This is a genomic window from Myroides fluvii (assembly GCF_009792295.1).
GTDB classification, from domain to species: Bacteria; Bacteroidota; Bacteroidia; order Flavobacteriales; family Flavobacteriaceae; genus Flavobacterium; species Flavobacterium fluvii_A.
On sequence record NZ_CP039934.1, the window covers coordinates 2,797,330 to 2,817,486 of the forward strand.

Genomic DNA, 20,157 nt, shown 5'->3' on the forward strand with positions numbered 1-20,157 from the left:
TTTCTTCTTATTGAAAATCTACCCTTTTCCTCTTTCTTCTCTCTTCTCTCCATTCTATTGTTTATAAACAAACTCCATAGGTACCTCTATCTTTTTCGCTAGGCGTTCGGCTTGTAAGGCACGAAGTTCTACGCGTTTGATTTTACCGCTGATTGTTTTTGGTAATTCCGTGACAAATTCAATTCGACGAGGCATTTTATAGGGGGCAAGATGTCGGCGTGAAAATTGAAAAAGTTCATCCGCTAATGCTGCATGGGCGTGCTGAATGTCTTTGATGATAACAAAAGCTTTCACTTCAAAACCTTTGACTTCATGTGGACTTGCAACAACTGCGGATTCGATTACTGCAGGGTGTTCTAGTAGAATACTCTCCACTTCAAAAGGACCGATACGGTAATCTGAAGCCTTGATTACATCGTCATCACGCCCGATGAACCAAATATAACCATCATCGTCTTTATAGGCTTTGTCCCCCGTAAAATAAACACCATTTTTAAACACTTGTTGTTGACGTTCTTTGTCATACATATACTCTTTAAAAATGCCGTTAATTTTGCCTGTATTTGTTTTGACGCAGATATTGCCTTCCTCGTTATTGGCTAGTTCTTGTCCTTCGTCATCTGCAATGACTATATCATACAAAAAAGTGGGTTTCCCCATAGATCCGTATTTCAGTGTAGCAGTAGGATAATTGGCTACCATACACGTACTTTCAGTTTGGCCAAATCCGTCGCGAATGTATAGGCCCGTTGCTTCATGCCATTCTTCAATAATCTCGGGATTAAGAGGCTCTCCAGCCGCTACGCATTGACGTAGACTAAATGTATAAGCGGATAAGTTTTCTTGGATAAAGAAGCGCAAGACTGTCGGTGGAGCACAAAGTGTTGTGATTTTGTGCTGTTCAATTAATGCAAGTGTTTTTGCGGCATTAAAACGCTCCTTGGTGTGAAAAGCAAAGATAGTAGCCCCTACATTCCAAGGTGCAAATAGACTACTCCAAGCAAATTTAGCCCAACCAGGTTGAGAAATATTGTAGTGAATATCGTCCTTTTTTAAGCCAATCCAAGCTGTTGTGGTTAAATTGCCGATAGGATAACTTAGTTGAGTATGACAAACAATCTTGGGCATTCCAGTTGTGCCAGAGGTAAAAAATAAGAATAGATTGTCATCGGGTTTCGTTTCTGCAGCTTCGGCCTCTGTACTTTGTTCATCTAATACGGACAAGGGGTACCAACCTTCGCGTTGCCCATCAATGATAATTTTAATCGGAATATTGAGGTTGGCAGCTTTTTCCGCTTCATCTATTTTTGTTACATTATCCGCATCGGCTATAATGACTTGAGGATTAATTTTTTCAAAGCGATATTTTAAGTCATTTACTCCTAATATACTCGCGGCAGGAGATAAGCGAAAACCTCCTTTAATAGCGGCTAAATGCGTGACCCAGTTGATGCGCTGTAACATCATTTGCGTCAGAATTACATCTTGCTGTTGAATTCCCTTTTCTCGAAGGAAATTTAAAAGTTGATTGTACCGGTTATATAACGTTTGAAATGTATAGTGTTCCGTTTTCAGTCCATCGGTCCATAGTAGCGCTGTTTTATCAGGAGTTTCGCTTACGTGGATCCCTTCAAATATTTCCGTTACCCAGTTGAAACATTTTGGTTTCTCTACTTGTAGACGGTGTAAAGCATCAAAGTCCTCTTCGGAAATAAAATTTCCAATGCTTTTAAATAAATCTTTCATGTTTTGTGGTTTTTTGTGGTAGTATAAGATACATAAAAGGATTTAAAATACACAAGACAAAGTAGTCATAGCCTTTTTTTCGTCATTTTATGGGTGAAAAAGACGCATGTTCGAATTTATGGTAAGATAAAAGTTCGTTTTGTGTATTAATTTAAAAATAAGAGTAATTAGTGATTTTACGTCTTTTTTTTTGTTAAAAAACAGAGTATATGGTCATTGTTTTTAATAAAACAAAATATTTATTGTTTTTTGGTAATGGTGGTTTTTGTTCATTTATCAATGAAAAAATCATTATTGCTTATTATTTTTAAATAAAATAACATTTCGTTGCAATATGGTTAATAAAATTTCGTTTTCTTTGGTACAAACAAAGAAACTAAAAAAAGATTATGAAAACGTACTCCTTAAATGAAATAAATGATATTTTAAACGGAAGCATAATAGGAACAACAGTGAAAAAAATTCACGCAGCAGAGCAATTAGACAAAGCACAAGACGGTCAAATCTCCTTCATAGGAAATAAAAAATACGAGCGTTTATGGGCAAATTCTAAAGCTAGTATTGCAATTGTTAATCGCGATATTTCGATCGCACCTGGAGAGGATCGCGCCTTTATCAAAGTGGATAATGTGGATTTAGCGATGTCTCAGTTACTTGCTTTTTTTGCACCCGAATTACCACGAGTAAAAGAGGGAATACATCCTAGCGCAACAATTGATGCTACAGCAAAAATAGGAAAAGGAACACAGATTGGGGCTGGATGTTATATTGGAGAGCATGTTGTTTTGGGAGAAAATGTTGTGGTATATCCTAATGTTACCATTTTAGATCATTCTGTTGTTGGTAGTGATACGGTTTTATGGTCTGGTGTTGTGGTGCGCGAACGCACACAAATCGGAAATCATTGTATTATTCATCCTAATGCTGTACTTGGTGCAGATGGATTCGGTTTTTGTCCTTCAGAAAAAGGATTGGTAAAGATTCCTCAAATTGGACATGTTATCCTAGGGAATTACGTTGAAATCGGTGCAAATTCTTGTGTGGATCGCGGGAAATTCAGCGCGACTATTATTGGTGATGGTTGTAAAATAGATAATTTAGTTCAGATCGGTCATAATTCTGTGTTGGGTAAATGTTGTATTATGGCAGGAAACAGTGGATTAGCTGGATCTGTAACTTTAGGTAATTTTGTGGTTATTGGAGGTAGTGCGTCAATTAAAGATCACGTTACTTTAGGAGATGGAGTAGTAGTAGGTGCAGGTTCTGGGGTAACAGGAGACGTTGAGGCAGGAAAAACAGTTTTGGGCTATCCTGCTTTGGAAGCAAAAACAACCTTGAAACAATGGGCTTTTTTAAAGCAGTTAGTGAAAAGTTATAACACAAAAGGATCTTAATATTTTTAAAAGGGGCATGTAACTTTTCTCTTTTGTTTGAGATCCTATGAACCCTGTTTTTCATTTACCTGTACTTCGCGTTTACCATCGGAAATCATACTATTCTTTATTCAGGTAAATCAGTATAAAAAAGACAAGAAGAACGATACAAAAAGCCCCTATAGATGCAATCTATAGGGGCTTTTACTTATTTTTTTTTAGCTATTCTCCAGCTTTTTGTTTGTTCTCTTGAATCGTTTTTAAGTCTTCTGACTCCATTTTATTCCCTTCTAGATCATATTTGGTGTCTTTTTCAGGAATCGTAAATGCTTTTTTGTTGGACTTATACAATGGGATGAAATAACTCACGGTATAATTAAAGCCAACTCCAATTGCTCCACTGTATTTTCGATTATACCCTGGGATAAATAAGTTCTCGAAATCATCTGGTTGCTTTTGGGTGATTAAACCTGTTAATCGAAGGCTGAATCCCATGAAAACATTGTTAAAAACTCTTGTTTTTATTCCTGCAACAAATTCTACCCAATGCGCAGATAAACCGCTGTATTTTTTATTTACAGGAATAGCGGTATTTTCAAAATACGGATTAGTGGTGTAGGGCTTATACCAATCTAAGGTTTGAGAAAATGTAGCAAAACCATAGCGCCCTCCCACATAAATCATATCCTCTCGATCCAACCAGTTTTCATGCAGGTTGTAATCAACTCCAAGGCGTAGATAAGTCCCATTCGTTGTATAGCCGTAAGTACTTTCTGTTTTATTGAGTTTGTCGTGTCCAAATTCTGCCACGGCAAAAAGTTTTTTTGTCAATCGATAATCTCCAACAACTTCAAATCCATTGTAAGTTTTGTCATACATCGAACGGGTAATTCGAAACAAATCAGCACCAACTCTTAATCCGTATCGCTGTGGGTATTTAGGAGGAGTTGGGGTTGCCATGTGCGTATTATCTGTCTCTTTTTGTGTTTCGCCTGTTTTCTTTTGAGCTAAACTCACAATAGAAAACAACAAAATCACACTACTAGTAATATACTTTAAAATGAGCTTCCTTTTCATTTTCTGGGTTTTCTAAATTGTTGTCTATTTCGTTTGTTTCCGTAGTATAGAGCTTAATCCAATTGCCTTTCGTTGTGCTGGCTTTTCCATTTAAAAGGGGAGAACTACCGTCTTGCAATAAGGAAAAGGTGGAAACATAACCACAAGCTTTGTTTAAATAAGTAGTATTTACTCTGTATTTTAGTGTTAGTGTATCACGAATAATTAAGGTTTCTTTTCCCTTTGTTTCTTTGATTTGCAATACCCAATCCGTTTCTTGTTTATCCAAGCGAAGAGGAAGTAATAGCGTGTTACCATTACTTCGAATAGTGTCTTGTATTCCTATTGCATAGGCCTCAACGAGACCATTTTTTGTAACTTCCTGATCTTCGTAATTGAAGAATTGAATTTTGTAATTCGGAGTTGTAGGTTCTTCTTTGCCACATATATCATCTTTTTCACACGCTACAAAAACAAAGGCAGCGAGACATAGAAAAGAGGTGATAACCAGTATTTTTTTCATAAAAGAGTAAGTCTTACAGATTGTAAACAGCACCAAAAATACTAAAAACAAACCAAACGATTTATATACTTGGGATTGGTTTTGTAAATAAGTGAAAATAAAATGAAGGGAAAGTAAAAAGTCGGAAGAAACCTTCCGACTTTTTATATGAAGTAAGCCGCAATTACACCCAGTAATATTGCTATTAGCTTATTGATATTGAATTTGTGATCTTCGTTACTTTCAAAGATAATAGTTGAAGAAATATGAAATAAGATTCCAACTACAATTGCTGATATTTCGGCATAGTACGTACTCAGAACAGGGACGTTACTCGAAATTAAAGTACCTAGAGGTGTCATAATGGAAAATAGCATCATAAAGGCAAAAACCATTTTTTTATTCATTTGGGCATTGATAAAAAAGGCCGTTAGAATAATGGCAATTGGCAAATGATGAATTCCGATTCCCAAGGCCAACTCACTGTGTTGACTGATCGGCATTCCCTCAAACAAAGCGTGTATACACAAACTGATGAACAACAACCAAGGAATACGCTCTAATTTTTCATGTCCATGAACGTGTCCGTGTTCAGCTCCCTTAGAGAAATATTCTAAGATAATTTGAAATACAATACCTGCCATGATGAAAAAACCGATTCTTCCTGCACCACTGTGATCGTGATTGTGATCGTGTAGGTGTTCCCCACCTGTAATTAGGTCGCCAACAGCTGCCTGATATACATCCGGTAACAAATGGGTTACCGTTAGAGTAAGTAGAAAAGAACCGCTAAACGCCATCAGTAATTTGAGGTGTTTTTTGTTTTTCGGTTGAATAAGTAGTGCAATTAAATATCCAATAATTACAGCTAATAAAGGTACGAGATACGCCATTGGCTTATTTAAAGATCATGATTAATCGATCAGATTCGTTTGGATAGAATTTTCTTAATTTATAATCGCCAAAAATATCAAGTAAGTAAATATCATTTTCACTCATCATCCTTTCAAAGTCTTCTAAGGTAAATGCTTTTACGCGCTCTGAATAAGCGTGATCTTCTCCATCTGCTTGAAAGCGAATGTCTTTGATGATATAACCCTCTTCTACTTTGCGCTCGATATGAAATTCAATGCCATCGACAACTTTAATTTCTGAGGGAACTAAATTAGCAATAACCTTATTGACATTCATAAAGTCAAGTACTGCTAATCCGTAATCAGATAAGCTATTGTGCATGGCTTTTAATACTTGAATGTTATCTTCTGGATTACTAAAATAACCAAAACTCGTGAATAAGTTAAAAATAGCCTCGTATTTTTTTTCTAAAGGCTCACGCATATCGTGTACCTCGAAGTGTAGGGTCTCATTTTCTGCTATTTTAGCAGCTTCAATACTGTTGGCAGATAAATCTGCTCCCACCACATCATACCCCAAACTGTTGAGGTAAATAGCATGACGACCCTTGCCACAAGCTAAATCTAATACCTTAGAGTTTTCGGCTAAGTTTAAATAATGGGTAAGATTATCGATAAAAAGTTGTGCTTCATCATAATCTCTATCCTTATATAAAATGTGATAATAAGGGGTATCAAACCACGATGCGTACCAAGCTTTCTTCTGTTCAGACATAGTTTTAATTTAAATCTTTTATTAGCTTACAAATTTACTTTATTTTTGCACATCTAGATAACGAATGCAATTATTCCTTATAGCGATATAGAAAAATGGAAAATTTTAAAATGGTAGCCAAGACTTTCTTCGGTTTAGAAGAGATTTTAGCGAAAGAACTACAGCTTTTAGGAGCAACAAAAGTGAAAGAAGGAACTCGTATGGTGAGTTTTGAAGGTGATAAAGGCTTTTTATACAAAGCAAATTTAGCTTTGCGTACAGCTTTGAAAATCTTAGTTCCAATTAAACAATTTGCTGTCTATAACGAAAGCAATCTTTATAAAGGAATTCAAAGTATTGATTGGAGTGAATATTTGGGTGCACATCAATCCTTTGTGATTGATTCGACCGTATTCTCAGATCAATTCAACAACAGTTTATTCGTGTCTTTAAAAGCGAAAGATGCGATTGTCGATCAGTTTAGAGATAAATTTGACAAGCGTCCGAATGTGGATAAGGACTATCCAGATTTGCGTATTAATGTGCATATTCAACGTGATTTATGTACGGTGTCATTAGATTCATCAGGTGCTTCTTTGCACCAAAGAGGATATAAAACAGCAACGAATATTGCGCCTATTAACGAAGTATTAGCAGCGGGAATGTTGTTGTTGTCTGGATGGGATGGTAGAAGTCATTTCATGGATCCGATGTGTGGATCTGGAACATTATTGATTGAAGCAGCCATGATTGCATGTAATATTCCAGCAAATATCAACCGAAAAGAATTTGCTTTTGAACGTTGGAATGATTGGGATGCTGATTTATTTGAAGTGATTCAAAGTTCCTTACTTAAACGCGTACGTGAATTTCACTACACAATTCAAGGTTATGACAAAGCACCATCTGCAGTGATGAAAGCCCAAGATAACGTGCGTAATGCAAACCTAGAAGAATATATCAAAATTGAAAATTTAAACTTTTTTGATACTTCAAAAGAGGTGGAAGGACCTTTACATATGGTATTTAACCCTCCTTATGGTGAGCGTTTAGATATCAACTTAGAGCGTTTTTATCGCGAGATAGGTGATACCCTAAAACAAGGGTATCCAGGAACAGATGCTTGGTTTATTACCGCTAATATTGAAGCATTGAAATATGTAGGTTTACGCCCTTCGAGAAAAATTAAATTATTTAATGGTAAATTAGAAGCGCGTTTTGCCAAATACGAGCTCTATGAAGGGAGTAAAAAAGGAAAATATATGGATCAAAATTAAAAAAAAATGAGTGTAGCAACTAAAACAATACTATTTCAATTTTTGAGCTTTGCCGTGCTATTTCTTTTAGCGCGAACCGGGTTGATGTATTTTACCGATTTATCGGGTATATGGTTACCTGTTGTTAGTGCTGTTGTAGCAACTGTTTTCGCTCCACAATTTAAAGTTTTTAAAACGGATGAAGGAGATAAAATCTGTGTGAAATGGATTTTTCTAAAAGGCGTAAAAGTCTTAAACTAATATAATAAAGGAAGCAAAAAGCTTCCTTTTTTTATTAGACAGAGGATAGAAGAGAAGGGGAGGTTTTGTTGCAACAAGAATATGTTTTCTTTCAACAAGAATTTCATCCTTTCACCAACGTTATATAGTTATCAGTTATCGGTTATCAGATAACGGTTATCAGATAACGGTTGAGATCTTCTGAGTAGTCAAATTGTTCATTCATCGAAAGCGTTGACAGAAAAACAAACAACAAAAAAGCAAAAAAACAATCTCACCAACGTCACAGATAACGGTTGAGATCTTCTGAGTAGTCAAATTGTTCATTCATCGAAAGCGTTGGCAAAAAAACAAACAACAAAAAAGCAATCTCACCAACGTCACAGATCGGTTGAGATCTTCTGAGTAGTCAAATTGTTCATTCATCGAAAGCGTTGGCAAAAAAACAAACAACAAAAAAGCAAAAAAACAATCTCACCAACGTCACAGATAACGGTTGAGATTTTCTGAGTAGTCAAATTGTTCATTCATCGAAAGCGTTGGCAAAAAAACAAACAACAAAAAAGCCAAAAAACAATCTCACCAACGTCACAGATCGGTTGAGATCTTCTGAGTAGTCAAATTGTTCATTCATCGAAAGCGTTGACAGAAAAACAAACAACAAAAAAGCCAAAAAACAATCTCACCAACGTCACAGATAACGGTTGAGATCTTCTGAGTAGTCAAATTGTTCATTCATCGAAAGCGTTGGCAAAAAAACAAACAACAAAAAAGCAAAAAAACAATTTCACCAACTGTTAAATCCCTTCTTAACTTAAGTAAAGTATAATCCAACTAGTCTTCTTTACTTTTGTCGTATAAAAAAATAACATGATACGATTATTTAAAACAGAAGACAGCAGGGCTGTGGTTGACCTTTGGTATGAAGCATCGATCCTTGCACATGATTTTATTGACGCCAGTTATTGGCAGGAGAAAAAAGCGGATATGGAACAAATTTACATACCGAGCAGTGAAACTTATGTCTATGAACAAGAGCATTGTATAGTAGGTTTTGTATCTTTGGTAGAGAATTATATCGCAGCGATATTCGTTGCTCCAAATGAACAAGGAAAGGGAATAGGCAAGGAGTTAATGCAGTTCATCAAGCAAAAACGATCAACGTTGGAGTTGGGCGTTTATGCAAAAAACACCAATTCAATTGCCTTTTACGAGAAACAAGGTTTTGTTGTTGTTGAAGAAAAGCTAGATGAGTCAACTGGAGAACGAGAAGTTGTGATGGAATATAAATAAGATGTCATTCTTTAGTCGAGTCGATTTACCTTTAGAAGAACTGTTAAGTGATACTAGCGTTGCGCTGATTGAGCAAACGCTTACTCCTATTGTGTTGCCTAAAGGTTATCGCTTGTTAGAGGATAAAGAAGGGAGCAAGCATGCCTATCTTATTAAAAAGGGAATCGTTCGTATTTTTGTTACGACAGAATGCAAAGAAATAACCTTTGAATTTGCTAGAGAAAAAGACATTTTAAGTACCTCATTGGGGTATTTTTATCAATCTCTTAGCTATGAGTGTTTCGAATTGTTGGAGGATACCACGCTCTATCAAATTGATTTAGAGGCGATGAAGCAACTGTTTTATGAATCTCTTGAAATATGCAATTGGGCTAGACAATTTACCGAACTCAATGCTATTAAAACTCAAAAGCAATTGATCGATATTCTGGTCTTAACCCCAGAAGATCGATACCTTCATTTAATGAAACACGATAAGACGCTATTTCAGCGGGTTTCGTTGAAACAGATTGCTTCTTATATTGGGATATCTCCGATTTCGTTGAGTAGAATTCGAGCGAGAATAAAGTAAAAAGCGGTTTGTACAACCGCTTTTTTTATATCATTTGACTGAATTCGATTAATGTTTCTTGGATCTGTATCATGCCAACAGAAGCTTTTTCGGCGAGCACTTCAATCTTGCGATTGAAGTGTTTGGTAGATGCAGGGTGCAAATCTATATAGTAAACCAAAGCATCTGGTTGTGCAAAATCGAGTAAGGAAGCCGCTGGATATACTTGCAATGAAGTTCCGATAATCAAAATAACATCCGCTGCTTCTACATAAGGGATGGCGCGTTCTAATTCGGGAACCATTTCGCCAAACCAAACGATATGCGGACGTAAACTATGCCCGTGTTCATTGCGATCTAAAGCTGTTAAATCAGTTGTCCAAGGGTAGACGAGTTGCTCGTTACTTTCACTGCGTACTTTGAGTAATTCACCATGTAAGTGAATGACATCTTTACTTCCTGCGCGTTCGTGTAAATCATCGACATTTTGTGTGATTACGGTGGTCTTAAAATGTTGTTGTAGTTCCGCAATAGCCTTATGCGCCCTATTGGGCTCACAAGTCAACAACTGACGACGACGATCGTTGTAAAATTTTAAAACCATGTCTTTGTTTTTGGCCCAACCAAGGGGAGAAGCCACTTCCATAATATCATGGCCTTCCCATAGCCCATCAGCATCGCGAAAGGTTTTTATTCCACTTTCTGCACTCATTCCCGCTCCTGAAAGCACCACTAAACGTTTTTCCATAATATTCTTACCTTTGCATTTTGAATAAAACGAAAGATATAATGAATATTTCAAACAAGCTATTTCAAGACAAGGAATACTTAGCTTATTTAGAAACTTTTTTAACAGAGAACCGAGTAGAGCGATTTAAAGAAGTTTTAGCGAATCGAACCAATCATATTACGGTTGTAGCGGAAGATGTGTATCAATTGCATAATACTAGCGCTGTCATGCGCAGCTGTGAAGTCTTTGGTGTACAAGGACTCCATGTGGTAGAACAAAAATTTGGCAAGCGGATCGATAAGCAAATTGCCCTTGGTGCAGAGAAATGGGTGGATATTCACCGTTATAATTCCGTACAAGGAAGCATTGACGCAATCAAAGCCAAAGGATATAAAATTGTTGCGACTACTCCCCATGGTACAGCACAAAGTTTAGATAAATTTGATTTATCAGCGCCTGTAGCTATTTTTTTTGGTACAGAAAAATCAGGATTATCTCCTGAGGTAATTGAACAAGCGGATGATTTTATTACGATTCCTATGGTAGGCTTTACCGAAAGCCTAAATATCTCTGTTTCTGCAGCGATTATTATTCAAAGCTTAACCACGCGATTGAGAGAATCAGATGTTCAATGGCAATTGACGGAAGAGGAATTATTGGTCAAGCGAATTGATTGGGCAAGAAAGTCAATTAAGGATATTGATTTCGTAACTGAGCGTTTTTTGAATGGTTTATAGTTAACGGTTTACAGTTAACGGTTTACAGTTAACGGTTTACAGTTAACGGTTTGCGCCGAAAAATGCATATCAAACATACATACAAAAAGGGTTCAGTTTTTTTAAAAACTGAACCCTTTTTGTATTATTTCATCTCATCATCTCATCATCTCACCATCTCATCATCTCACCATCTCATCGACTCACCATCTCATCGACTCACCATCTCCTTATTTCGCTCTTTTTCGAATTCGCATATTGATAAACTCAACAACGAGTGAAAAGGCAATGGCACAGTATAAATACCCTTTAGGTACAGCACCTACATCTTGTCCTGCTAATTTTGCATCCGATAAGTGCATACTTTCAGTCGTCAGCATAAAACCAATTAAAATAAGGAAAGAAAGCGCCAAGATTTGAATAGAAGGGTTGTTGTTGACAAAGGTTCCTACAGGAACAGCAAAAATCATCATTACCGCTACCGAAACAATAACTGCCGCAATCATAATGTACAACGCACCTTCGATACCGTTGGTCATTCCCACTGCGGTAAGGATACTGTCTACAGAGAAAATCAAGTCGATCAATAAAATTTGAACCAGGATGTTTCCGAATGACTTCGTTGCAATTTGTTTGGCATTAGGGGTAGAACTAATGTCTTCAGCGACTTGGACATGGGCTACCTTCTCGTGTATTTCCTTGGTGGATTTGTAAATCAGAAAAATTCCTCCCGCCAATAAAATAAGTGCTTGACCATTAAAATGAGCACTGAACCAGCCCCAATCAACGCTAAAGAGTGTTGCTTTCATTTTGATTAGCCAAGTGATGGCAAATAGTAAGCCTATTCGCATAAACATCGCTAAAAACAAACCAATTTTAGTTGCTTTTTTTCTTTTCTCTTCCGGGAGTTTACCCGTTACAATTGAAATGAAAATGATGTTGTCAATTCCCAAGACAATTTCCAAAAAGGTTAGTGTAATAAACGCTACAATAGCGTCAGCAGTTAAAAAAATTTCCATATAGAGATAGGATTATAGTTCTCCGATTTTTTTAAGGTTTCCGCGCTCTTTTCTTGCGTCACCCACTAAACCATATTCAAAAACGCAACTATCGCCATCGGTTGTAATGATTTTGATACCCACTGCTTTCTTCTCGGCCATATTTTTGGGATTCTTTTTTTGTAAAATAAATTCACAATCGTTAATCCATCGAATGCTAGAGGTGTCGATCTTTCCTTCAAATTCCTCAATTTCATATTCAGCTGTGCGAATAAAAGTTGATCTTTTTTCAACACCGTCAATTTCGGTAACAAACTCAAATTTTCCTGTTCGGAAGTTTGCACAATCGCGTTCCTGTTGGTAGCAAGAAGCAAACAAGGCGAAGCAAGGTAAAAGGTAGAATAGTTTAGTTTTCATAGAATAATTATTTCCCAAATAATGATTTCATAATGGTGTTAATACCTTTAAAAAGTAAAAACATAGAGGATAAACAAATGATGCATCCTAATCCAAAGACTGGAATAAAAAACGGATTTCCTTGGTTTTTTAACGCGCTGTGAATTACAATGGGGCCAAGAAACAATAAAGGCAAGGTAATAGCAAGATATTTAACTCCTTTTTGTAATACTTTTCGATTTGTACCTTGAGGTTCCATAGTGTTTATAATTTATAGTGATCGAGTGCTGCACGCACACTTTTATACTGATTTAATAGTTGAGTCGCTTCTTCTTTACTCACTTGCAGTTCTTCTTGTAACATAGCAATACCACGTTGAATTAACTTAGCATTGGTCATCTTCATATCCACCATGCGATTGCCCTTCACTCGTCCCAATTGAATCATGGTTGAGGTAGAAATCATATTGAGCACGAGTTTTTGTGCTGTTCCTGCCTTCATACGCGAGCTTCCCGTTACGAATTCAGGACCCACAACAACTTCAATAGGAAATGGTGTTACTTGGCTTAACGGACTATTGGGATTACAGCTAATACAAGCGGTTGGAATATGATGCGCTTGACAAGCTTCTAAGGCTTTAATTACATAAGGGGTTGTACCAGAAGCTGCAATGCCTACAACGAAATCATTTTCGTTAATCTGATGCGCTTGTAAGTCTGTCCATCCTTGGTTGGGATTGTCTTCTGCGTTTTCTACGGCATGGCGTATGGCGTGGTCTCCACCAGCAATTAATCCAATTACTAAATCTGGAGAAACTCCATACGTAGGAGGACATTCAGAAGCGTCTAAAATACCCAATCGACCCGAAGTCCCTGCCCCTATATAAAACAAGCGCCCTCCTTTGTTGAGCTGCTCCACGATTTTTTGAACGGCGGCTTCAATTTGAGGAATGGACTTTTCAACAGCCAACGGAACCGATTGATCCTCGCTGTTGATATTTGTCAATACCTCTTGAATAGACATTTGTTCTAAATGATCATAAGCAGAGGGCTGTTCTGTAATTTTGATAAAGTCCACCTGTATCGCTTTTTTGGGTTGATACAAAAATACTCAAATTTGTTTAGATTTAATACGGCAGAACGGGAATTCCATTTCTCATTTTGTAGTAGTAATTTCCTTTGAATCAAATAAAAAAAACGCCAGTAAAAAATGAAGTATTTCACTGGCGTTTTGACGTAAATCATTGAAAATTAAAGACAAATATTTTAAATTTCAATTCAATAGTACGACTCTACTAAGAAGAAATTATCCTAGTGTAAGGGAAGGGACGTACTATTTTTTGTAAACTAACTTTTCATTTAAACGGAAAGTATGAATGGATGGAGCTGTTTCTGGACTTACAACAGAAGAGAATTGTCCATTAACAATGGAGAATGTACCAATCAATACATGTTTACTCGGCGTATTTCCACTGCCGCGATAATCATCAGCAAATTTGCCCATCATATGGTCTGATAATCGTATACTTGTGCCTCCGTAAATTACATTGACAATGTACTTACTACCTGCAGTGGTGTTTGGACATTTACGGTATAAATCAACGTAAATGGCGTATTCTCCATCTTCTAAGTGTTTGAAGTAGATGTTTTCGTTTTTAATTCCATCAATACTACAACCAGGATTAGAATCAATATCTAGTTCGGCAATTTCTGTGCCTTCTGAATTGAATAAGTGTTTACTGCCGTAGTAGACACGGCCACTATTGTTTTTTACTAGATGTAAATCCACATCATCTTCTTGATCCCAAGACAGGGAAACTTGCATTTCACCCGTTCCTGCCGGAATCAGATGGAATTCTCTGTAGTAAATTACGGTTCGTGTACCATCTGTAATATATCCTACAATTTCTAGTTCAAAAATTTCTAAATCTAACTTTTGAGATAAATCTAAAATTACTTCGTAGCGGTATAGTAAATCCCTGGTTTGGATTTCGTTTGATGTTAGTACTTCATAAAAACCTTCATGTCCTTTTAACCCAACTAAAATAGATTTTAACTCCGCCGTACTTGTAACCGACATAATCGCTTTTCCACCGTTGATTACAAAACTATTGACATTAATTTCTGAAATCACATCTTTTTCCCCTGCTAGGAGGGTTCCTTCCTTGAAAGTAGCTCCTTCAATGTCAAAAAAATTGTCTTTTAAGGTGTTTGGAACTTCTTTTTCTTTCTCAATTACAGTAGAATTACTACTGTCATCACTACTGCATGATGCTGTGCTAAACAGGAAAAACCCTGCTAGGGTGCACAATAAAATTTTCTTTTTCATAGCTTTTTATTTGTTTTTAAATGACTAACTATTTTCTCTTTCTTCTCATTTGCAGGACAAACATAAACAGAATTTTATATAAAAAATAAAATAAATTATTACTTTTTAGTATAGTATGTTTTTCTATTTCGTGTTTTTATTGATAAAAATTCAATTAAAAACAAAAAAAATAAAAAGGATATAAACGCAATAGATAGTTTTGCTAATAAAATGTTTTAGAAACAGTTAAAAGTTTTTTTTATCTATCACATTGAAAATGAGTGTTATTTTAATTAAATGAGTAAATAGTGCAATTTTAATGTGCCCTTATTCTAGAAGAAATATATTTTAATGAAAAAGAATGATCGATTATATGGGACACATTACGGGAATAAAAATAAATTATGAAATTATTTAATTCAGAAAAAAATAGAACATCTATTCGTTTCAAAGGATATGATTATAGTAGTAATGGATTATATTTTGTAACCAGCTGTTGTGTGAAGAATAACCATTTTTTTGGAGAAGTAGTAGAAGGGAAGATGAGACTCAATTCTATTGGGTAAATTGCGTATGATGAAGTTACTTTTGTCGTTACAGTTGGGACATCGGTAATAGAAGGTGCTAAAATGTAGTACGGGTGTATGATCATGCACCCGTACTATATTTTAATAAAAATTAGTTATCTTTTTTACACCTGATACACAAACGCATTAATATTCATTCCTGCCCCTACAGAGGCAAATAACAAATAATCGCCTTTTTCGAAGCTGTGATTATCCAGTTGCTTATTGACAATCATATCATATAAGGTGGGTAATGTGGCCACACTGCTATTGCCTAATTTCTGAATATTCATCGGCATGATATGTTCGGGCATGGCGCGGTCGTATAGCTCGTAAAAGCGTTTGACGATGGCTTCATCCATTTTCTCATTGGCTTGGTGGATGATGATTTTCTTGATTTGATCAATTTGTACACCACTGTCATTCAAACAAGCCTTCATGGCTTGTGGCACTTCAATCAAGGCGAATTCATATATTTTTCGACCTAACATTTTGATGTAGCGCGTGTCTTGCTGTGGTTCTTTTTTGTATGACTCTCCGAAGTGGATATAGTAAGCTTCATCTGCAGTGAAACTACAGCTTTTCGTAGCAATAATCCCTCCAGGTTCATCCGTTACTTCTAGCACGGTGGCTCCTGCACCATCGGCGTAAATCATCGAATCTCTATCGTGTAAATCAATTACGCGAGAGAGCGTTTCGGCTCCAATCACCAAACAATATTTTGCAATGCCCAACGACATAAAAGCATAAGCTTGGATGACGCCTTGTAACCATCCAGGACATCCAAAGAGCACATCATAAGCCACGCAATTGGGATTCTTAATTTTGAGGTTGTGCTTCACGCGGGCAGCTAAACTCGGAACCAAATCCGATTGATCTGTACCGAATTTCATGTCCCCAAAGTTGTGGGCAAAAATGATATAGTCTAACTTTTCAAGGTCTATTTTTGCATTTTCGATGGCGCGTTGCGCAGCAATTGTGCCAATAGCTGTGGTTGTTAAGTTCTCAGTGATATAGCGTCTTTCCTGAATCCCTGTAATCTGTTCCAGTTTTTTTGCCACTCTTTCGTTGGAATCTTTCAAAGGTTGCCCGTTTTCATCGCGAAAGTCGAACTGATGAAAATCGTTGTTGGTCACAACTTGTGTAGGAATATAACTCCCCGAACCTTTTATTTTAACAGCCATAATTTAACGTTTTTTGAAGTAATTAAGAATAGTATTGTAATTACTCCCAGATTAGATGAATTCGTTTAGGTAATTTGCACTACTAAGGTACTAAAATCCCATGTTTTACTCACTTAAATAAAAGTGAAATTATATGTAATATAGCTTAAATTTAGTTAATGAGAGAGGAGATCTGACATATAACGTTTGAATAGTGATGGATATTGTCTTTTCTTCTTTGATTTATTAATCTATAATAAATGAAAAAGTATTTTTTATTCTTTAATTTAGTGAAAATTAAAAGTTAAAAAAGAAGTATGACAACAAAACAAGATCAAGTCGTTTACATTACAGGCGGGACAAAAGGAATAGGAAAAGGAATAGCACAAGCCTTACTAGCAGCAGGATATCGAGTGGCTATTTCGGGTCGTTCGCTAGCGGAAGTAGAGCGAGTAGCTCGTGAATTGGGAACGTCAGATCAGGTTTTAGCACTTGCTTCTAATGTCACACAATATGAAGATGAAGTAAAAGCCGTAGCGCAAATTGTTGAGAAATTCGGTCGTTTAGATGTAGTGATTGCCAATGCGGGTGTTGGGATTTTTGCCTCTATCGAAGAGCTGTCGATTGACGATTGGAATACCATGATTGACACCAACCTTACGGGGGTTTTTCACACTTTGAAAGCTACCGTTGCGCAACTAAAACAAAACAAAGGCTACTATATCAGTGTGGCGAGTTTAGCGGGAATTAATTTCTTTGCCACGGGCAGTGGATATAATGCAAGTAAGTTTGGTGTTGTGGGGTTCACCCAAGCGGCTATGTTAGATTTGAGAGCACATGACGTAAAAGTAACCACCATTTTACCAGGTTCGGTAACCAGTCATTTTAACAATCACGAACCCAATGAGAAGGATGCGTGGAAGATTCAACCCGAAGATATTGGAGAATTGGTGGTAGACTTATTGAAAATGAACCCACGTGCGCTGCCAAGTAAGATTGAGATTCGACCTTTAAAAACAAGTTAACCCTTATAAAAAAAGAATATGCAAGATTTAGGAAAATTTATTTTACGACTCGGTGTGGGGGGATTGATGATTTTTCATGGAATTCACAAAATTATCCACGGACACGATATGATCATGGAACAATTAGCAGCTAAAGGTTTTCCAACTTGGTTGTGGTTGGGGGTTCCGGTTGGAGAAATTATAGCGCCAATTTTGTTAATTGTGGGCGCTTTTACACGGCTATCCAGCGTTTTAATTGCCTTTACCATGGTGATGTCTATGGTGTTAGTAAAAGGAGGTGGATCATTTGCCCTTAGTGCAACAACGGGAGGTCTTGGCGCAGAATTAAATTTACTGTACTTAACAGGTGCTTTAGCTATTGCCATGATTGGGCCAGGTTCTTTTCGTTTGTACAAGGGAAGAAAAGGGTGGTTTATTTAATTGGTTTATCGTTGACGGTTTACATCAACCGTCAACCGTCAACGGTAAACAAATAAATTCCCCACTTCCAACCAAAAAATCCCTTTTAATTAACATAGATTTTGTACGTTTAGAACATCAACTAAAAACATGTAAAATTTGTTTACGCTAAAAAAGAAACTGCATGCTGTACTCTTGTGCTCTGCGATATCGTGGATCTCTATAGCCCAAGAAGTGCCTGCAAATTACAATTTTGAAACGTTTGATGCCAATGGACCTGTTGGTTGGTCTATCGACGGAGAACGTGTTTTTATCCCCGTTCAAGATTTTAAGAATTTTAAAGAAGGAAAAGCTTCGTTGCGTTTGGAGATGGCAGACACGGACGGAGTAACTCCTATGTTTGCCGTGACGAAAGTACTTCCTTCCTATAAGGGAGAGACGTTGGTGTTGTCGGGTTACATCAAAACCAAAGGAGAGGGGTATCTTCTGGCAACGCCTATTATTCGCGTAGATCCGATGTTAGATTTTGTCCAATTGCCAAAGCAGATAACGGGAACTACCAATTGGAAAAAATATGAGCTAACGGTAGAATTAAAGCCAAAACAAACGCAACAAATTATAATTGGAGCCTATATTTTAGGTAAGGGAACAGTTTGGATGGACGATTTTAAAGTAACAATAGACGGCAAAGAGGTTGCAAAAGCAGAAATTTTTAAATTTCCTGCTAATGAAGACAAAGCCTTTGACAACGGTTCTTCTCTTGTATTTCCAACTTTAGATGCCAATCAAATTGATAACCTAGCCTTATTAGGGCGAGTATGGGGTTTTTTGAAATACCATCACCCAGCAATACCAAGGGAATTGTCCTTGATATTCGCAATTACCCTTCGGCTTTTATGCCTTTTGCCTTGGGAAGTTATTTTGTAAATCAACCAACTCCTTTTGTGAAATTTACGGCAGTGAATTACAATAATCCCGGTGAATTTTCATTTATGGATCCGATAATAATAGAACCCGATACCAAACCCTATCAAGGAAAAGTAATAGTATTAGTTGATGAGCGTACCCAAAGTTCAGCTGAGTACACTACCATGGCTTTTCGCGCTGGACGTAATGTAACGGTCATCGGTAGTCAAACAGCAGGTGCAGATGGCGATGCATCTCAGGTGGTTTTACCTGGTGGATTGTGGACGATTATTTCAGGTTTAGGCGTGTATTATCCCGATGGCGAACCGACGCAAAGAATAGGAATCATTCCTGATATTGAAGTGAAAAGAACCAGGAAAGGCGTACGGGAACAGCGAGATGAACTGTTAGAAAAAGCAATCGAGTTGATTAAAGAATACGAGTATAAAAAATAAAAATACCAAAAATGAAACCAGAATTAAATTATATTGAAATAAACCGAAACTCTTGGAATAACCGTACCGAAACTCATTTAAAATCAGATTTTTATGATGTGGAAGGGTTTGTAAAAGGCAAGAGCTCCTTGAATGAGATTGAGCTCAATCTATTAGGAGATATCAAAGGCAAGAAAATATTGCATTTACAATGTCATTTCGGACAAGATACCATCTCGTTGAGTAGGTTAGGCGCAGAAGTAACAGGAGTAGATTTATCTGATGAAGCCATTAAGAATGCGAGACAATTAGCAGAGCAAACAGGGTCAACAGCTCAATTTGTTTGTTGTGATGTCTACGACTTACCCAATCATTTACAAGGGCAATTCGATATGGTTTATACCAGTTATGGGGTAATCGGTTGGTTGCCTGATATGGATAAATGGGCAAAGGTGATTCAGACCTTTTTAAAACCAGGGGGACAATTGGTTTTTGTAGAATTTCACCCTGTTATATGGATGTTTGATGATGATTTTTCCAAAGTGGCGTACAATTATTTTAATGCAGCAGCTATTGTAGAAACTGAAAGTGGTACCTATGCAGATAAAGAAGCAGCTATCAGCCAATCCTATGTTTGTTGGAATCACAGCATGAGTGAAGTGGTAACTAGTTTATTGCAAAATGGTCTGATGATACAAGGCTTGGAGGAATACGATTACTCACCTTATGCGTGTTTTCAACATACAGTGGAGTTTGAACCCAATAAATACCGCATTAAACATTTGGATAACAAAATTCCGATGGTTTATGCGATTGTGGCGAAGACGAATGGTTAACGGTTGACAGTTAATCCCTATCCTTTACAATTCTTATAAAAAAAGGAAGCCCTGGGC

Annotated in this window: 23 protein-coding genes; 11 read left to right on the forward strand and 12 right to left on the reverse strand. The window is 36.8% G+C overall.

All coding sequences use genetic code 11. From position 1 onward, the window contains the following. Window positions 1–54 precede the first annotated feature (54 nt). Window positions 55–1,746 carry an acyl-CoA synthetase gene (locus tag FBR08_RS12500; protein WP_158963025.1) on the reverse strand — a complete coding sequence of 564 codons (1,692 nt, stop codon included), beginning with the start codon at window positions 1,744–1,746 and terminating at the stop codon, window positions 55–57. A 389-nt stretch (window positions 1,747–2,135) separates the two neighbouring features. Between FBR08_RS12500 and lpxD the strand changes: the two genes are divergently transcribed. Next, the gene (gene lpxD / locus FBR08_RS12505; RefSeq protein WP_158963026.1) at window positions 2,136–3,140 is read left to right on the forward strand and encodes a UDP-3-O-(3-hydroxymyristoyl)glucosamine N-acyltransferase; all 1,005 of its coding nucleotides are present in this window, start codon (window positions 2,136–2,138) and stop codon (window positions 3,138–3,140) included. A 201-nt stretch (window positions 3,141–3,341) separates the two neighbouring features. Here the strand turns inward: lpxD and FBR08_RS12510 are convergent, their stop codons facing one another. From FBR08_RS12510 to FBR08_RS12525, 4 genes are all read right to left on the reverse strand, one after another. Beyond that, the gene (locus FBR08_RS12510) at window positions 3,342–4,196 is read right to left on the reverse strand and encodes a DUF6048 family protein (protein WP_158963027.1); all 855 of its coding nucleotides are present in this window, start codon (window positions 4,194–4,196) and stop codon (window positions 3,342–3,344) included. Continuing rightward, window positions 4,162–4,698: a DUF6452 family protein gene (locus tag FBR08_RS12515; protein ID WP_199268598.1), complete on the reverse strand. Its 537-nt coding sequence runs from the start codon at window positions 4,696–4,698 to the stop codon at window positions 4,162–4,164. Before FBR08_RS12515 ends, FBR08_RS12510 begins: the two co-directional genes overlap by 35 nt. Before the next feature lie 143 nt (window positions 4,699–4,841). Beyond that, window positions 4,842–5,570 (reverse strand): ZIP family metal transporter, encoded by a 729-nt coding sequence (locus FBR08_RS12520; RefSeq protein WP_158963028.1) that lies wholly within the window; start codon window positions 5,568–5,570, stop codon window positions 4,842–4,844. Window positions 5,571–5,574: 4 nt separating this feature from the next. Beyond that, a complete protein-coding gene (locus tag FBR08_RS12525; protein ID WP_158963029.1) occupies window positions 5,575–6,306 on the reverse strand; it encodes a class I SAM-dependent DNA methyltransferase in 732 nt (243 codons plus the stop codon). A 95-nt stretch (window positions 6,307–6,401) separates the two neighbouring features. Here FBR08_RS12525 and FBR08_RS12530 point away from each other — a divergent pair, with 95 nt between their 5' ends. The 4 genes from FBR08_RS12530 to FBR08_RS12545 all read left to right on the forward strand — a co-directional run bounded on the left by FBR08_RS12530 (window position 6,402) and on the right by FBR08_RS12545 (window position 9,645). Then, on the forward strand, window positions 6,402–7,562 hold the full coding sequence (locus tag FBR08_RS12530; protein ID WP_158963030.1) for a THUMP domain-containing class I SAM-dependent RNA methyltransferase: 1,161 nt from the start codon (window positions 6,402–6,404) through the stop codon (window positions 7,560–7,562). 6 nt (window positions 7,563–7,568) lie between these two features. Then, a complete protein-coding gene (locus tag FBR08_RS12535; RefSeq protein ID WP_158963031.1) occupies window positions 7,569–7,802 on the forward strand; it encodes a hypothetical protein in 234 nt (77 codons plus the stop codon). An 849-nt stretch (window positions 7,803–8,651) separates the two neighbouring features. After that, the gene (locus FBR08_RS12540; RefSeq protein WP_158963032.1) at window positions 8,652–9,074 is read left to right on the forward strand and encodes an N-acetyltransferase; all 423 of its coding nucleotides are present in this window, start codon (window positions 8,652–8,654) and stop codon (window positions 9,072–9,074) included. A gap of 1 nt (window position 9,075) precedes the next feature. After that, window positions 9,076–9,645, forward strand: a complete 570-nt coding sequence (locus FBR08_RS12545) for a Crp/Fnr family transcriptional regulator (protein ID WP_158963033.1) — start codon at window positions 9,076–9,078, stop codon at window positions 9,643–9,645. Window positions 9,646–9,670: 25 nt separating this feature from the next. Here FBR08_RS12545 and FBR08_RS12550 read toward each other — a convergent pair whose 3' ends face one another. Next, complete coding sequence (locus FBR08_RS12550) at window positions 9,671–10,372, reverse strand: SIR2 family NAD-dependent protein deacylase (RefSeq protein WP_158963034.1); 702 nt, start codon at window positions 10,370–10,372, stop codon at window positions 9,671–9,673. 41 nt (window positions 10,373–10,413) lie between these two features. On the opposite strand from FBR08_RS12550, the gene FBR08_RS12555 reads away from it, so the two are divergent. Then, window positions 10,414–11,091, forward strand: a complete 678-nt coding sequence (locus FBR08_RS12555; RefSeq protein ID WP_158963035.1) for a TrmH family RNA methyltransferase — start codon at window positions 10,414–10,416, stop codon at window positions 11,089–11,091. A 209-nt stretch (window positions 11,092–11,300) separates the two neighbouring features. On the opposite strand, the gene FBR08_RS12560 is transcribed toward FBR08_RS12555, so the two are convergent. From FBR08_RS12560 to FBR08_RS12585, 6 genes are all read right to left on the reverse strand, one after another. Beyond that, on the reverse strand, window positions 11,301–12,089 hold the full coding sequence (locus FBR08_RS12560) for a TerC family protein (RefSeq protein ID WP_158963036.1): 789 nt from the start codon (window positions 12,087–12,089) through the stop codon (window positions 11,301–11,303). A 12-nt stretch (window positions 12,090–12,101) separates the two neighbouring features. Next, the gene (locus tag FBR08_RS12565) at window positions 12,102–12,485 is read right to left on the reverse strand and encodes a DNA topoisomerase IV (protein WP_158963037.1); all 384 of its coding nucleotides are present in this window, start codon (window positions 12,483–12,485) and stop codon (window positions 12,102–12,104) included. Between the two features lie 7 nt (window positions 12,486–12,492). Then, window positions 12,493–12,723, reverse strand: a complete 231-nt coding sequence (locus FBR08_RS12570) for a DUF6095 family protein (RefSeq protein ID WP_158963038.1) — start codon at window positions 12,721–12,723, stop codon at window positions 12,493–12,495. 5 nt (window positions 12,724–12,728) lie between these two features. Next, the gene (murQ, locus tag FBR08_RS12575; protein WP_158963039.1) at window positions 12,729–13,541 is read right to left on the reverse strand and encodes an N-acetylmuramic acid 6-phosphate etherase; all 813 of its coding nucleotides are present in this window, start codon (window positions 13,539–13,541) and stop codon (window positions 12,729–12,731) included. A 255-nt stretch (window positions 13,542–13,796) separates the two neighbouring features. Continuing rightward, entirely contained in the window at window positions 13,797–14,792 is a 996-nt protein-coding gene (locus tag FBR08_RS12580; protein WP_158963040.1) for a hypothetical protein, read from the reverse strand. Window positions 14,793–15,462: 670 nt separating this feature from the next. Next, window positions 15,463–16,521: a 3-oxoacyl-ACP synthase III family protein gene (locus FBR08_RS12585; RefSeq protein ID WP_158963041.1), complete on the reverse strand. Its 1,059-nt coding sequence runs from the start codon at window positions 16,519–16,521 to the stop codon at window positions 15,463–15,465. 296 nt (window positions 16,522–16,817) lie between these two features. Here FBR08_RS12585 and FBR08_RS12590 point away from each other — a divergent pair, with 296 nt between their 5' ends. From FBR08_RS12590 to FBR08_RS12605, 5 genes are all read left to right on the forward strand, one after another. Beyond that, window positions 16,818–17,525 carry an SDR family oxidoreductase gene (locus FBR08_RS12590; protein ID WP_158963042.1) on the forward strand — a complete coding sequence of 236 codons (708 nt, stop codon included), beginning with the start codon at window positions 16,818–16,820 and terminating at the stop codon, window positions 17,523–17,525. An 18-nt stretch (window positions 17,526–17,543) separates the two neighbouring features. Then, a complete protein-coding gene (locus FBR08_RS12595) occupies window positions 17,544–17,945 on the forward strand; it encodes a DoxX family protein (RefSeq protein ID WP_158963043.1) in 402 nt (133 codons plus the stop codon). 138 nt (window positions 17,946–18,083) lie between these two features. Next, a complete protein-coding gene (locus FBR08_RS16940) occupies window positions 18,084–18,851 on the forward strand; it encodes a hypothetical protein (RefSeq protein ID WP_233266108.1) in 768 nt (255 codons plus the stop codon). Further along, window positions 18,821–19,285, forward strand: coding sequence for a S41 family peptidase (locus tag FBR08_RS16945; protein ID WP_233266109.1), 465 nt, complete (start codon window positions 18,821–18,823; stop codon window positions 19,283–19,285). The genes FBR08_RS16940 and FBR08_RS16945 overlap by 31 nt, the downstream gene beginning before the upstream one ends. Window positions 19,286–19,296: 11 nt before the next feature. Then, window positions 19,297–20,100: a class I SAM-dependent methyltransferase gene (locus tag FBR08_RS12605; protein ID WP_158963044.1), complete on the forward strand. Its 804-nt coding sequence runs from the start codon at window positions 19,297–19,299 to the stop codon at window positions 20,098–20,100. The last annotated feature ends 57 nt before the right edge of the window (window positions 20,101–20,157 follow it).